The 12,916-nt window shown below is 65.2% G+C and carries 12 protein-coding genes; all 12 read left to right on the forward strand.

Features of this window, described 5'->3' with window-relative positions; all coding sequences use genetic code 11:
• The first annotated feature begins 27 nt into the window (after positions 1-27).
• The 12 genes from MLG_RS11695 to MLG_RS11750 all read left to right on the forward strand — a co-directional run bounded on the left by MLG_RS11695 (position 28) and on the right by MLG_RS11750 (position 12,904).
• A complete protein-coding gene (locus tag MLG_RS11695; RefSeq protein ID WP_011630043.1) occupies positions 28-234 on the forward strand; it encodes a hypothetical protein in 207 nt (68 codons plus the stop codon).
• A gap of 381 nt (positions 235-615) precedes the next feature.
• On the forward strand, positions 616-1,047 hold the full coding sequence (locus tag MLG_RS15245; RefSeq protein WP_011630045.1) for a hypothetical protein: 432 nt from the start codon (positions 616-618) through the stop codon (positions 1,045-1,047).
• Positions 1,044-2,378 carry a hypothetical protein gene (locus MLG_RS11705; protein ID WP_011630046.1) on the forward strand — a complete coding sequence of 445 codons (1,335 nt, stop codon included), beginning with the start codon at positions 1,044-1,046 and terminating at the stop codon, positions 2,376-2,378. The genes MLG_RS15245 and MLG_RS11705 overlap by 4 nt, the downstream gene beginning before the upstream one ends.
• Positions 2,379-2,929: 551 nt before the next feature.
• Positions 2,930-4,312 carry an MBL fold metallo-hydrolase RNA specificity domain-containing protein gene (locus MLG_RS11710; protein WP_011630047.1) on the forward strand — a complete coding sequence of 461 codons (1,383 nt, stop codon included), beginning with the start codon at positions 2,930-2,932 and terminating at the stop codon, positions 4,310-4,312.
• 626 nt (positions 4,313-4,938) lie between these two features.
• The gene (locus MLG_RS11715) at positions 4,939-6,069 is read left to right on the forward strand and encodes an AAA family ATPase (RefSeq protein ID WP_011630048.1); all 1,131 of its coding nucleotides are present in this window, start codon (positions 4,939-4,941) and stop codon (positions 6,067-6,069) included.
• Positions 6,045-6,635, forward strand: coding sequence for a DUF4276 family protein (locus MLG_RS15250; protein ID WP_011630049.1), 591 nt, complete (start codon positions 6,045-6,047; stop codon positions 6,633-6,635). Before MLG_RS11715 ends, MLG_RS15250 begins: the two co-directional genes overlap by 25 nt.
• 278 nt (positions 6,636-6,913) lie before the next feature.
• Positions 6,914-7,237 (forward strand): MarR family EPS-associated transcriptional regulator, encoded by a 324-nt coding sequence (locus MLG_RS11725; RefSeq protein ID WP_049753581.1) that lies wholly within the window; start codon positions 6,914-6,916, stop codon positions 7,235-7,237.
• A 63-nt stretch (positions 7,238-7,300) separates the two neighbouring features.
• Positions 7,301-8,404 (forward strand): dTDP-glucose 4,6-dehydratase, encoded by a 1,104-nt coding sequence (gene rfbB / locus MLG_RS11730; protein WP_011630051.1) that lies wholly within the window; start codon positions 7,301-7,303, stop codon positions 8,402-8,404.
• Complete coding sequence (gene rfbD / locus MLG_RS11735) at positions 8,401-9,321, forward strand: dTDP-4-dehydrorhamnose reductase (protein ID WP_011630052.1); 921 nt, start codon at positions 8,401-8,403, stop codon at positions 9,319-9,321. The genes rfbB and rfbD overlap by 4 nt, the downstream gene beginning before the upstream one ends.
• A complete protein-coding gene (gene rfbA, locus MLG_RS11740) occupies positions 9,321-10,202 on the forward strand; it encodes a glucose-1-phosphate thymidylyltransferase RfbA (protein WP_011630053.1) in 882 nt (293 codons plus the stop codon). The genes rfbD and rfbA overlap by 1 nt, the downstream gene beginning before the upstream one ends.
• Positions 10,203-10,223: 21 nt before the next feature.
• Positions 10,224-10,772 (forward strand): dTDP-4-dehydrorhamnose 3,5-epimerase, encoded by a 549-nt coding sequence (gene rfbC, locus MLG_RS11745; protein WP_011630054.1) that lies wholly within the window; start codon positions 10,224-10,226, stop codon positions 10,770-10,772.
• 296 nt (positions 10,773-11,068) lie between these two features.
• Entirely contained in the window at positions 11,069-12,904 is a 1,836-nt protein-coding gene (locus MLG_RS11750; protein WP_232209252.1) for an ABC transporter ATP-binding protein, read from the forward strand.
• Positions 12,905-12,916: the final 12 nt, after the last annotated feature.

A 12,916-nucleotide genomic window follows, 5' to 3' on the forward strand; every position in this document is an offset into this window, starting at 1 on the left:
GAACTCGCTGAGCGAGTCGGCGTTGGCGTGATCACGATCCGCCGGGTTGCCAAGGGCTCCCCCCGGGTGGCCATCGGCACTTACTTTGAAGCGGCCGCACTGGTTGGGGTTTCACTGTTCACCGATGATCCGGACAGGCTCAAACGCGAGCATGCAACCCAGCAGGAACGGCTGACGCTGCTACCCAAGCGAGTCCGTCGTCAAACACCAGAGCCCCTCGACGATGATTTCTAGCAACCGCGCTTATGTCTGGATCTGGCTGCCCGGCCAGACATCGCCTGTAGTAGCCGGACTTGTTGAGCGCGACGACCAAGACCGGTACCGCTTTGCCTATGGTCGGCGCTATCTGGCCCGTGAAGATGCAATCAGCCTGTATCCCGACGAACTGCCCTGCTGTAGTCATCGCCGCCAGCGGCATGTGCGAATGACGAACCACGGCTTCCCCAGCATTTCCCTAACGGCCTGAAACATGCAGCAGCGGTGTTAGACTAAACCGAGGTCAAAACCCTCATCGCCACGTGGTGGATCAAAGGCCAGAACATTGCCCACGAGCCCCAGGAATACACAAGGCTCCGAGAAAAATCGCCGTCCTCAAGAATTGCCCATGGAGACATGATGCGGACTCGAGCCCGCCCCAAAAGGAATTCCAAGCGCCGGCTACATCCTGAATTGACCGTCGAGCGGCGCCGGGCACTCGCCCAGTGTGTCAAATATGTCGGCAGCCCCTTGCACAAGCGCAACCCCGGTGATTTCGGGCTGACGCCGCCCGTTGCGGCCCGTCCCGGGAAGAGCCTGTGTGATGATGTCTCGATCTTCGAGCGAGACAAGGCTCAGGTGCTGCTGCGAGAGGGAGTGCAAGCGGGCCTTGTAAGCCGTGATGCCGACGAGGGCTTCCCGCGCCACATCTGGATGGTTCACGAAGGGCGAGTCATCGAGGCACGTTGTGACAACATGGAAGCCGGAACCTACCATGGCTACCCCCTGGAAGCCGACGATCCCATGGCCGATGCTGTAAAGCGCGAATGGAGCCGGAGGCAAGCAGAATGAGCGATACCCTGCGATTCGACTGGGAGTGGCTGGCCTACCCAGAATTGCCTGCTGAAGAGGCTGTGACCTTTGCTGACCTGAGCATCCGGCTCAACGACAAGGCCATGACTCGCCTCTACGACGTGGCCGCCAAGACCGAGCGCGACAACCTTTTCGCTGCCGCGTACCCGTTGGCTCAATTTCTAGCGGAAAACTGGTGGCGCATCCGCTGGGAGCCCGCGCCGGCCAGTCTTTCAAACGCGGGGCCACAGTGGCGTCTGGCGCATAACATCGCAGCCGCTGGTGCCGGCTATGTCTGGCCCAACATCACCTTCCACGGCGATGGCGAGCGGATGTTCATGCACGTCGGACCCCACACCTCTGAGTCCTCCGCCGTGCAGTTCGTCTCGGAGGGAAATGGTGTGCTCGACGCCGCAATGTTCGAAGCAGAGGCCGATCGTTTCATGGAAGGCGTCTTGGCCCGACTGCAAGCCTGTGGCCACCCGGATACGGAGCTCGAACAGCTCTGGCGAGCGGTCCAGGCCGAGCGTTCCAGCAACGAAGACTGTGAGCGGCGGCGGCTGGAGGCCATGGCGGGCTTCGATCCCGACGAAGCGCCAGAGGCCATGCTGGACGAACTGTTGCAGCTCGAACAGCGCCTTGGGGTTTCAGCCATCCGAGAATTGGCTGCGGCCTCGCGGGCAAACACACTGGACCATGTGCGAACCCTGGAAGAGGCACTTTGTGCTCGGGGCCTTCGGTATCAGGTCCCGGATACGAGTCGAATGAGGATTGAATGGCCTGCCCCGCCATGGCGCAGGGCTGTCGAAGTCGCAAAGGCCGCTCGACAGGCCTGGGGCCTGAACAATGGCCCACTGGATAACACGCAGCTCGCCGCCATCGTGGATCTACCGCGCGAGCAGCTTGACTCTTCGGCACCTGAAGCAGTGCCCTACAGCGCGAGCCTGCGCGGGGGGGAAGAGGGCGACAGACTAGTGTTCAGAACCGGCCATCGGCACGGACGCCGCTTCGCAATCGGTCGCCTGATGGGTGACGCCTTCTACTCACCCGGGGAAGGGGGGGCACTGGCGGCCGCAACGGATGCCCGGACGGGACGCCAGAAGTTTCAGCGGGCCTTCGCGCAGGAGCTGCTGTGCCCATTCGAGGCATTGAGCGACTTTCTCAACCTGGGCCAGGACTGGGATGCATGTGACGATATCACCCCCCCGAACGAGGACCGCATCGAAGAGGCAGCGGAGTATTTCGACGTCTCACCGGTGCTCGTTCAGAGCACGCTTGTCAACCACAACGTCTTGCCCCGCGACGTACTCGAAATAACGGACGCCGCCTGAGAACCCGAGGAGCCAAACAACACACTGTCATCGCGAGGGCCGAAGGCTTTCCCCCGTCATCGCGAGCCCCCCACCCCGCTGCGCGGGCCCGAATCAACGAGGAACGGGGCACCCCCGGTCATCGCGAGGGCCGAAGGCCCGTGGCGATCCAGGGCGGTAGACTGCCGCGTCGGCTTCGCCTCCTCGCAGTGACGGTGGGGGCGACTTTCCGCTTCCGGCACAGTCAAGTTCTTCAAGAGGGCCGAAGGCCCGTGGCGATCCAGGGCGGTAGACTGCCACGTCGGCTTCGCCTCCTCGCAGTGACGGGGTGGCCCCTCCCCCCGTCATCGCGAGGGCCGAAGGCCCGTGGCGATCCAGAGGGGTAGACTGCCACGTCGGCTTCGCCTCCTCGCAGTGACGGTGGGGATGGGGCCCCGCTCGCAGTGACGGTGTGGATGGGCCCCCGCTCGCAGTGACGGTGGGGGCGGGTCCGCTCCTCGCGGTGACGGTGGGGGCGGGTCCACGCTTGCAGTGGCGATGAGGCACCACCACCCAAAAAGGAGAACACCACCATGGACGACCCCACCCTCCTCCACCACGGCGGCGCTGACGGCGTCACCGGCAGTTGCCACCAACTCTACGCCAGCCCCGACCACTCACTCCTCATCGACTGCGGCCTCTTCCAAGGCGAAGACGCCGGCCCCGACCCCCTCGCCCAACACACCGTCGACTTCGACGTCGACACCCTCCAGGCCCTCGTCCTCACCCACGTCCACATCGACCACGTCGGCCGGCTGCCCTACCTGCTGGCCGCCGGCTACCGCGGCCCCATCCTCTGCAGCCACCCCTCCGCCCACCTGCTGCCGCTGGTCATTGACGACGCCCTGCGCATCGGCTTCACCCGTGACGGCCAACTCATCGCGCGCTTCCAGCAGCAGGTCCAAAACCAACTGACCCCCCTCAAATACAGCCGCTGGCACACCGTCACCGACAACCGCCACCTCACCCTCAAGGTCCGCCTGGAGCGCGCCGGCCACATCCTCGGCTCCGCCTACGTCAAAGTCGCCATCCGGGACAAACGCACCGGCCGCACACACCGCACCGTCTTCTCAGGCGACCTGGGCGCCCCCGGCTCGCCGCTGCTGCCCGCCCCGCAATCGCCCCACCACGCCGACCTCCTCGTCCTGGAGGCCACCTACGGCGACCGCAGCCACGAAAACCGCGACCAGCGCCGCCACCGCCTGCGCCAGGCCATCGAACACGCCGTGCAGGACGGCGGCACCGTCATCATCCCCGCCTTCAGCATCGGCCGCACCCAGGTGCTGCTCCACGAGCTGGAAGCGCTCACCCACACCGCCCAAGGCCCCTGGCGCCACCTGCGCATCATCGTCGACTCCCCCCTGGCCGCCCGCTTCAACCGCGTCTACCGCCGCCTGAAACCCTACTGGGACCAAGAGGCCAGAAAACGGGCCCGACAAGGCCGCCACCCCCTCAACTTCAGCCGCCTGCACACCGTCGACAGCCACGCCCAACACCAACACACCGTCACCACCCTGGCCCAGGGCGGCCACCCGGCCGTGGTCATCGCCGCCAGCGGCATGTGCGCCGGCGGCCGCGTCGTCAACTACCTGAAAGCCATGCTCGGCGACCCACGCCACCACGTGCTGTTCGTCGGCTACCAAGCGGAAGGCACCCCCGGGCGGGACATCCAGCGCTACGGCCCAACCGGCGGCTGGGTAGACCTGGACGGAGAACGGTTCGACATCCGCGCCGGCGTCACCACCATCGGCGGCTACTCCGCCCATGCAGACCAACAGGACCTACTGCGGTTCGTACAACAGATGAAGCGCCCACCCGGCACCATCCGACTGGTGCACGGCAGCGCCCGCGCCCGGGAGACACTGGCCAACGCCCTCACCCGGCAGGGCCATACCGTGACCCAGGGAGGGTCATGACTTCAGAGGCCCGGCACTCCCGCCACGGCGGGGCCCCGCCCCCTCCCCCGTCACTGCGAGCGCCGAAGGGGCGTGACAGTCCATACGGCGTGTGGATCGCCGCGTCGCTTCGCTCCTCGCGATGACGGGGGCGGCGCCCCCACCGTCACCGCGAGAGCGGACCCGCCCCCACCGTCACTGCGGGCGGGGGCCCATCCACACCGTCACTGCGAGGAGGCGAAGCCGACGTGGCAGTCTACCCCTCTGGATCGCCACGGGCCTTCGGCCCTCGCGATGACGGGGGAAAGCCTTCGGCCCTCGCGATGACGGGGGAAAGCCTTCGACCCTCGCGATGACGGTGAGAAAGCCCTCGGCCCTCACGATAACGGAAGCACCACCCCCAACTAATCCTTCCGATAGGTTGCACCGCACCATCCCCCATGCTTTACTCCCTAACATCGTTCACCCAGTGAACGACACAACCCTTCGCACCCCCCAAGGATGGCCGTGCCACCGCATGTCATCCTTGCGGTAGCGTGCCCGAAAGCCGGCACCAGGATATGAAAGCAGACGGCTCCCAAACGACATGCGACAAGGTTTTGGGACCCTACACGTATTGAGGCACACCGAATGAAGGGACTGATTCAATGACATCGGAATCGGACCTGTGTAGCCGAATTTCACGCGTGAGCATCCGCGGGTTCCGTAGCCTAGCCTGTGTCGAGAACCTTGAGCTCCCGCAACTAGCGGTCCTGATTGGGGCAAACGGATCGGGCAAATCCAACCTCATCCGATTCTTCGAGATGCTGAGCTACTCGCTCAAGGGCCGGAACCTTCAGCAGTTCGTGATCGAAAAAGGGGGCGGTGACGACCAGCTCTTTTTCGGAGCGCGGACCACGTCCCGCCTGGAAGCAGAGATCGCGCTGGAGACTGAGCAGGGCACCAATGAGTACCGGATGGCCCTGACCCACGTCGCACCAGACTCCCTGGCCTTCGCCGAAGAGGCTTTCCGGTTCTCCCGGCACGACCGCGAAGGCAGCAGCGACTGGATTCACCTCCCCATGCCGGCTCAGGAATCGGGCCTGCCGGTGGCCGCAGCGGATAGTGGTCAGCGGTCGCGGCGCACAGCACGCACGCTCCTTTACCTGCTGCGCAACTGCGCCACCTTCCAGTTTCATGACACCTCGGCAAAGGCCAGTCTGAACATGCGCTGGGATGAGAGCGAAAACGCACGCATGCGCTCGGATGGCGGAAACCTGGCCCCCATACTGCTGCATCTTTCTCAGGAGCATCCCCGGCGTTACCGGCTCATCACGCGGCAGATTCAACGCGTTCTCCCCGTGTTCGAAGACTTCGACCTGCAATCGACGGGGGGCAAGGTGTTGCTGCGCTGGCGCGCCCGAAACAGCGACAACACCTTCGGGCCGCATCTGACATCGGACGGCTCGCTGCGACTGTTTTGCCTATTCACCCTGCTCAATCTGCCGGGGGAAATGCTCCCGGACGTACTCATGATCGACGAACCGGAACTGGGCCTTCATCCGCACGCTATCGCCCTGACCGCCGATATGCTCAAGAGCCTCTCCGTCCATCGGCAAGTCTTCATCGCCACCCAGTCACCACTGATGGTCGACGCCTTCGACGTGGATAACATCCTCGTCGCCAGCCTGAAAGACGGCGCAACAGACCTGACGCCCATGGACCGTGACGAATACCGGGTCTGGCTTGAAAGCGGCTACCAGCCCTCGGATCTATGGCTCAAAGAACCGGTGGGCTGAGTGATGAGTTCCAGTGTTCGATTGCTTGTGGTCTGCGAGGGACAGACAAGGGCGGAGGAAACGTCAACATCGAGCGACTGGCTATCCACCTGGCCAACGAATACCCCAACCATGACTTTGTCACCACGTTGGTCGACCTCTACGGGTTCAGTGACCGGGAAGGACGAAGTCGGACAGAGCTTGAAGAGGCCATCCGCGAAGCCGTCCTAAGCCGTCGTCGAGACATTCAGACGGATAGAGTCATCCCGTATGTGCAGCAGTATGAATTCGAAGCGCTGCTGTTCAGCGATATTCAGGGTTTTCAATGGGTGGTTGATGGCTGGTCCACTGGGGCAGAGCGCCAACTTCAGAGCATCGTCGATAATTACTCGGACCCCGAGCAAATCAACGACAACCCGACCACCGCGCCCTCGAAACGCCTGGAAGCCATCTTCCGCGGTTACTATCGGAAGACCGAACATGGCCCGATCATTGCCGAAGAAATCGGGTTGGCAGTGATCCGCAGTCAGTGCCCAGGCTTCGACGGTTGGATAACCAAACTGGAAGGCCTTAATCGACCGCGTTAAGCCGTGCCACCGCATGTCATCCTTGCGGTAGCGTGCTCGAAAGCCGACCCCACACGTCACCGGGGGCCCCACACCCTCACCCCGTCAATGCGAGCCCCGAACCCTTCACCCTCGTCACTGCGAGCCCCCGAAGGGGGCGCGGCAGTCCACCGCCCTGGATCGCCACGGGCCTTCGGCCCTCGCGATGACGGGGGAAAGCCTTCGGCCCTCACGATGACGGGGTGATGCCTCCCCACCGGCCCTGCGAACCGCCAAAAGGGGCGCGGCAGTCCACAACCATGACCCGCGAAGAAATCCAATTCCGCATCCTGCGCCTACTCCAGGACAACCCCCAGCTCAGCCAGCGCGACCTGGCCGCCGAGCTGGGCGTCTCGGTGGGCAGCACCCACTACTGCCTGCGCGCGCTGGTGGACAAAGGCTGGGTCAAGGCCAACAACTTCGCCAAGAGCACCCGCAAGACACGCTACCTGTACCAGCTCACCCCCAGCGGCATCGCCGAGAAGGCAGCGCTGACACGCCGCTTCCTAAAGCGAAAGCGCGAGGAATACCAGGCCATCCGGGCCGAGATCGCTGAGCTGGAAAAGGACCTGAAAGACCAGTAACGCCGCCGACGCAGCAAGAGCCGCCACCGTCCAACCGCGCGGCACACAGTGCAAAGAGGAGAAATGGTGTCCTTCACGTCCATTAATTGGCCCAACCGCATCCTGGTCACCGGCGGGGCCGGCTTCATCGGCTCGGCGCTGGTCCGCCAGCTCATTGCCGAGACCGACAGCACCGTCATCAACGTCGATGCCCTCACCTACGCCGGCAACCCCGAATCCCTGGCAGAGGCCCGCCACCATCCGCGCCATGTCTTCGAGCAGGAGGACATTCGCAACCGCCCCGCGTTGGACCGCCTCTTCCGCGAACACCGCCCCGACGCCGTCATGCACCTGGCCGCGGAATCCCACGTGGACCGCTCCATCGAGGGCCCCGCCGCCTTCATCGAGACCAACGTCACCGGCACCCAGAACCTGCTGGAAGCGGCCCGGGAATACTGGCAGGCACTGGAGCCGGCGGCCCGGGAGCGCTTCCGCTTCCACCACATCTCCACGGACGAGGTCTACGGCGACCTGGGCCCCAACGACCCGGCCTTCACCGAAGAGACCCCCTACGCCCCCAGCTCGCCCTACTCGGCCAGCAAGGCCGGCAGTGACCACTTGGTCCGCGCCTGGCACCACACCTACGGCCTGCCCGTACTGCTCACCAACTGCTCCAACAACTACGGCCCCTACCAGTTCCCGGAAAAGCTCATCCCCCTGATGATCCTCAATGCCCTCGAAGGCAAGCCCCTGCCGGTGTACGGCCAGGGCGACAACGTCCGCGACTGGCTGCACGTGGAGGATCACGCCCAGGCACTGCGCCGGGTGCTCGAAGCCGGCCGGCCCGGGCGCACCTACAACATCGGGGGCCGGGCGGAGCGCACCAACCTGGAAGTCGTCCACGCCATCTGCGCGCATCTGGACGAACTGCGCCCCCGTCCATCCGGCCGGCACGAGGCGTTAATCCAATTCGTAACAGACCGCCCCGGCCATGATCGGCGCTACGCCATCGACGACAGCCGGATCAGCCAGGAACTCGACTGGCAGCCGCAGGAGAGCTTCGAATCGGGCCTGCGCCGAACCGTCGAGTGGTACCTGGAGAACACCGAGTGGGTGCAGCGGGTGCAAAGCGGCGCCTACCGGGAATGGCTGGAGACCAACTACGGCCATCGCGGGGTGGCCGAATGAGGACACTGCTCTTCGGCCCCAATGGACAGGTGGGCTGGGAACTGCGCCGTTCGCTGGCGCCCCTGGGGGAGCTGATCCCCCTCGGCCGTCACGAATGGCAGGGCCTGCGGGGCGATCTCACCGACAAGGATGCCATCGCCCACGCCATCCGCTCACTGCGCCCGGATCTCATCGTGAACGCGGCGGCCTACACCGCCGTGGACCAGGCCGAGTCCGAACCCGAACAAGCGCGGCTGATCAACGCCACCGCACCCGGCGTCATGGCCGAGCTCGCCCGCGAGCAGCAAGCCCTGTTCATCCACTACTCCACGGACTACGTCTTCGACGGCAGCGGCGACCGCCCGTGGCACGAGGACGACCCAACGGCCCCCTTAAATGTCTATGGCCAGACCAAGCGGGAAGGCGAGGAGGCCGTTCGCGCCGCGGACGGCCACCACCTCATCTTCCGCACCGCCTGGGTCTATGCCGCCCGGGGCCACAACTTCATCCGCACCATGATCCGCCTGGCTTGCCAACGCGACACCCTGCAAGTCATCAACGACCAGCACGGCGCACCCACCGGGGCGGAACTCATCGCCGACGTCACGGCGCACGCCGCACGCACCGCATCAACCCGCCCCGACCTGCGCGGCACCTACCACCTGACCGCCGCCGGCGAGACCACCTGGCACGGGTACGCCCGCTTCGTCATCGAACAGGCCCGCGCGGGCGGCGCACCCGTACGCGTCGCCCCGGAGGCCATCGAAGCCGTCGCTACCGACGCCTTCCCCACGGTCGCCCGCCGCCCGCACAACTCACGGCTGGACGGTCACAAGCTGGAAACCACCTTCGGCCTAAAGCGCCCCGACTGGCGCAGCGGCGTCGCCCGGGCGCTACAGGAAATGGACATCTCGCACACCCAGGGGAGGCCCGACTGATGAACCGCAAGGGCATCATCCTGGCCGGGGGCAGCGGCACGCGACTGCATCCGGCCACGCTTGCCATCAGCAAGCAACTACTGCCAGTCTACGACAAGCCGATGATCTACTACCCGCTCAGCACCCTGATGCTGGCGGGTATTCGCGATATCCTCATCATCTCCACCCCGCAGGACACCCCGCGCTTCGAGCAACTGCTGGGCGATGGCGAGCAGTGGGGGCTTAACCTGAACTACGCCGTGCAACCCTCGCCGGACGGTCTGGCCCAGGCGTTCATCATCGGCGAGGCGTTCATCGGCGACGACCCCTGCGCCCTGGTCCTGGGCGACAACATCTTCTACGGCCACCATTTCGACGAGCTGCTCGGCAACGCCATGGAACGCGAGGACGGCGCAACGGTCTTCGCCTACCACGTCCACGACCCGGAACGCTACGGCGTGGCCGAGTTCGACCGCGACGGCAAGGTGCTCTCCCTGGAGGAAAAGCCCGAGCGACCGAAATCCAGCTACGCCGTCACCGGCCTGTACTTCTACGACAACGACGTGGTCGACATGGCGAAGGATCTAAAGCCCTCCGCCCGCGGCGAGCTGGAGATCACCGACCTCAACATCGCCTACATGAACGCCGGCAAGCTCGACGTGGCGATCATGGGCCGCGGCTACGCCTGGCTGGACACTGGCACGCACGACTCCCTGCTGGACGCCAGCCAGTTTATCGCCACCCTCGAACACCGCCAGGGCCTTAAGGTCGCCTGCCCGGAAGAGATTGCCTACCGCCGCGGCTGGATCACCGCCGAGACCCTTGAGGGCCTGGCCCAACCGCTGCTCAAAAACGGCTACGGCCAATACCTCCGGCGCGTGCTGCAAGACACCGTATTCTGATCCGACCACGGCAAGGACATCATGCAATTCATTCCCACCGCCATCCCCGACGTTATCCTCGTCAAACCCGACGTGTTCGGCGACGAGCGCGGCTTCTTCATGGAAACCTGGCAGCGGCGCAAGTTCGCCGAGGGTGGCATCGACCACGACTTCGTGCAGGACAACCACAGCCGCTCCGTAAAGGGCACCCTGCGCGGCCTGCACTACCAGATCCGCCAGCCGCAGGGGAAGCTCGTGCGCGTGACCGCCGGCTCGGTCTTCGACGTGGCAGTGGACCTGCGCCGGGGCTCCCCCACCTTCGGTCAGTGGGCGGGTGAACACCTCTCGGCAGACAACCACCACATGCTCTGGGTGCCGCCGGGTTTCGCCCACGGCTTCTACGTCACCTCCGAGACGGCGGATTTTCAGTACAAGTGCAGCGACTACTATGCGCCCGAGCACGAGCACTGCATCCGCTGGGACGACCCGGAGCTCGGGATAGACTGGCCGCTTTCGGATAACGGCGCGCCGCTGGTCTCCGAAAAGGACCGCCAGGGCCTGGCCTTCGCGCAGGCGGAGTACTTCGATTGATCAGCTCCCCCGCACCGGCTGCTGTCGTCCGCCGGCGGCGACGGCCTAAAGGCGCGACTACAAGACAGGAACAGGCGCCGTAGGAGCGACTTCAGCCGCGAAACGGATGTGATGCCGCGGTGTGGCTGATCTGTTCGCGTGCGAAGATGCCCCCGACCACGCCTGGAAACACACCAATGACCTATATCATTGGATCCTTATCCCGATGACATCGCTCTGGTACCCTTGCGCTTTCCCCAAGGGCTGACGCCCTCGTGGCACCGCTCGACATTGTCGGGTCGACGACGCGCGCTGTCATGACGGTAGAAGAGGCCGCCACCCCCATGCTGCGACAACTCAAGGAACTCTATCGGCTGCTCACGCCCGAGCAGCGCGGCAAGCTCCTGCGCCTGCAGATCCTGGTGGTGCTCATGTCCATCGCCGAGATCGCCGGGGTGATCTCCATCGGCCCGTTCATGGCGCTGGTCGGCGACATGCAGCAGCTCCAGGGCGACGGCCTGCTCGCCGATTTGTACCGCGCCAGCGGCCTGGACGACCCGCGCGACTTCCTCTTCTGGCTGGGCGTGGGCGTGCTGTTCATGCTCACCGTGGCGGCCGTGATCTCCATGATCACCGTCTGGCGCCTGTCCCTCTACGGCGCCCAGGTCGGCGCCGAACTGGGCAGCCGCCTGTTTCGCCACTACATGCACCAGGACTGGCTCTTCCATTCCAGCGGCAGCAGCAGTCAACTGACCAACCAGATCGCCCAGGAAGCCCAGCGCATCACCGCCGCCATCATCAACCCCCTGATGCAGATCAACGCCAAGCTGGTGATGGCCTCGCTCATGGCCCTGGCGATCTTCCTCTACAACCCGGGCGTCGCCCTGGTGGGGCTTGCCGTCTTCGGGCTGGGCTACCTGCTGCTCTACCGCACCGTGCGCCGGCGGTTGACCGCCAACGGCGCGGCGATCACCCAGGCCCAGCGCCAGCGCTTCAAGCTGATGGGCGAAGGCTTCGGCGGCATCAAGGACGTGCTGCTGCTCGGCCGGCAGGACACCATCACCCGGCGCTTCGAGAACGCGGCCAACCGCTTCGCCCGCGCCCAGGGCACCACCATGGCGCTCTCCCAGGTGCCGCGCTACGCCATGGAACTGATCGCCTTCGGCGCCGTGATCTTTCTCGTCCTCTACCTGCTCGCCAGCCACGAGGGCAACCTCGGTACCATCCTGCCGGTGCTTTCCGTCTACGCCCTGGCCGGCTTCAAGATGCTGCCCGCCTTCCAGCAGGTCTACCAGGGCGTCTCCCAGATCCGCGGCAACCTCGCCGCCTTCGAGGCGGTGCGCGACGACCTGCGCGCCAGTACCATGGAAGGCGCACGCGCCAGCCGGAACGGGGAGGAAGACCCGGACGCGCACTGGTCCCCGAAACAATCCATCGAACTGCGCGACATCACCTTCCGCTACCCCGGCAAGCAGGAACCGGCCCTGAATGGCCTGAGCATGGAGATTCCCGCCAACGGCGTGGTCGGCCTAGTGGGCGCCTCCGGCTCCGGCAAGTCCACCGCCATCGACCTGCTGCTGGGCCTGATCCTGCCGGAGACCGGCGAGGTGCGCATCGACGGCGAACCGCTTACCGCGGAGAACCGCCGCGCCTGGCAGAACAGCGTCGGCTTCGTGCCGCAGAGCATTTTCCTGGCCGACAGCTCCATCCGCGAGAACATCGCCTTCGGCCTGCCGCCGGAAGCCATCGACAACGACAAGGTCCGCCGCGCCGCGACCATGGCCCACCTGGACGAACTGCTGGCCGAACTGCCCGACGGGCTGGACACCCGTGTGGGCGAGCGCGGCGTGCAGCTCTCCGGCGGCCAGCGCCAGCGCATCGGCATCGCCCGCGCGCTGTACCACGACGCCGACGTGCTGGTTCTCGACGAGGCCACCAGCGCCCTCGACGGTATCACCGAGAAACTGGTGATGGACGCCATCCACGACTTCGCCGGCAGGAAGACCATCATCATGATCGCCCACCGCCTGGCGACCGTGAAGCAGTGCGACACCATCTACCTGATGGCCGACGGCCGGGTGACCGACCGCGGCTCGTTCGATGAACTGGCGGAAAGAAATATCACCTTCAAGCGCATGGCAGAACATGCCTGACTGACACAAACA

This window comes from Alkalilimnicola ehrlichii MLHE-1 (assembly GCF_000014785.1).
GTDB classification, from domain to species: Bacteria; Pseudomonadota; Gammaproteobacteria; order Nitrococcales; family Halorhodospiraceae; genus Alkalilimnicola; species Alkalilimnicola ehrlichii.

Excerpts from the sequence above, each read along its gene's own strand:
- MLG_RS15245 (WP_011630045.1), top strand. The coding sequence starts at position 616 with ATGCGGACTCGAGCCCGCCCCAAAAGGAATTCCAAGCGCCGGCTACAT.
- MLG_RS11705 (WP_011630046.1), top strand. The coding sequence starts at position 1,044 with ATGAGCGATACCCTGCGATTCGACTGGGAGTGGCTGGCCTACCCAGAA.
- MLG_RS11710 (WP_011630047.1), top strand. The coding sequence starts at position 2,930 with ATGGACGACCCCACCCTCCTCCACCACGGCGGCGCTGACGGCGTCACC.
- MLG_RS11715 (WP_011630048.1), top strand. The coding sequence starts at position 4,939 with ATGACATCGGAATCGGACCTGTGTAGCCGAATTTCACGCGTGAGCATC.
- MLG_RS15250 (WP_011630049.1), top strand. The coding sequence starts at position 6,045 with ATGGCTCAAAGAACCGGTGGGCTGAGTGATGAGTTCCAGTGTTCGATT.
- MLG_RS11725 (WP_049753581.1), top strand. The coding sequence starts at position 6,914 with ATGACCCGCGAAGAAATCCAATTCCGCATCCTGCGCCTACTCCAGGAC.
- rfbB (WP_011630051.1), top strand. The coding sequence starts at position 7,301 with ATGGTGTCCTTCACGTCCATTAATTGGCCCAACCGCATCCTGGTCACC.
- rfbD (WP_011630052.1), top strand. The coding sequence starts at position 8,401 with ATGAGGACACTGCTCTTCGGCCCCAATGGACAGGTGGGCTGGGAACTG.
- rfbA (WP_011630053.1), top strand. The coding sequence starts at position 9,321 with ATGAACCGCAAGGGCATCATCCTGGCCGGGGGCAGCGGCACGCGACTG.
- rfbC (WP_011630054.1), top strand. The coding sequence starts at position 10,224 with ATGCAATTCATTCCCACCGCCATCCCCGACGTTATCCTCGTCAAACCC.
- MLG_RS11750 (WP_232209252.1), top strand. The coding sequence starts at position 11,069 with ATGACGGTAGAAGAGGCCGCCACCCCCATGCTGCGACAACTCAAGGAA.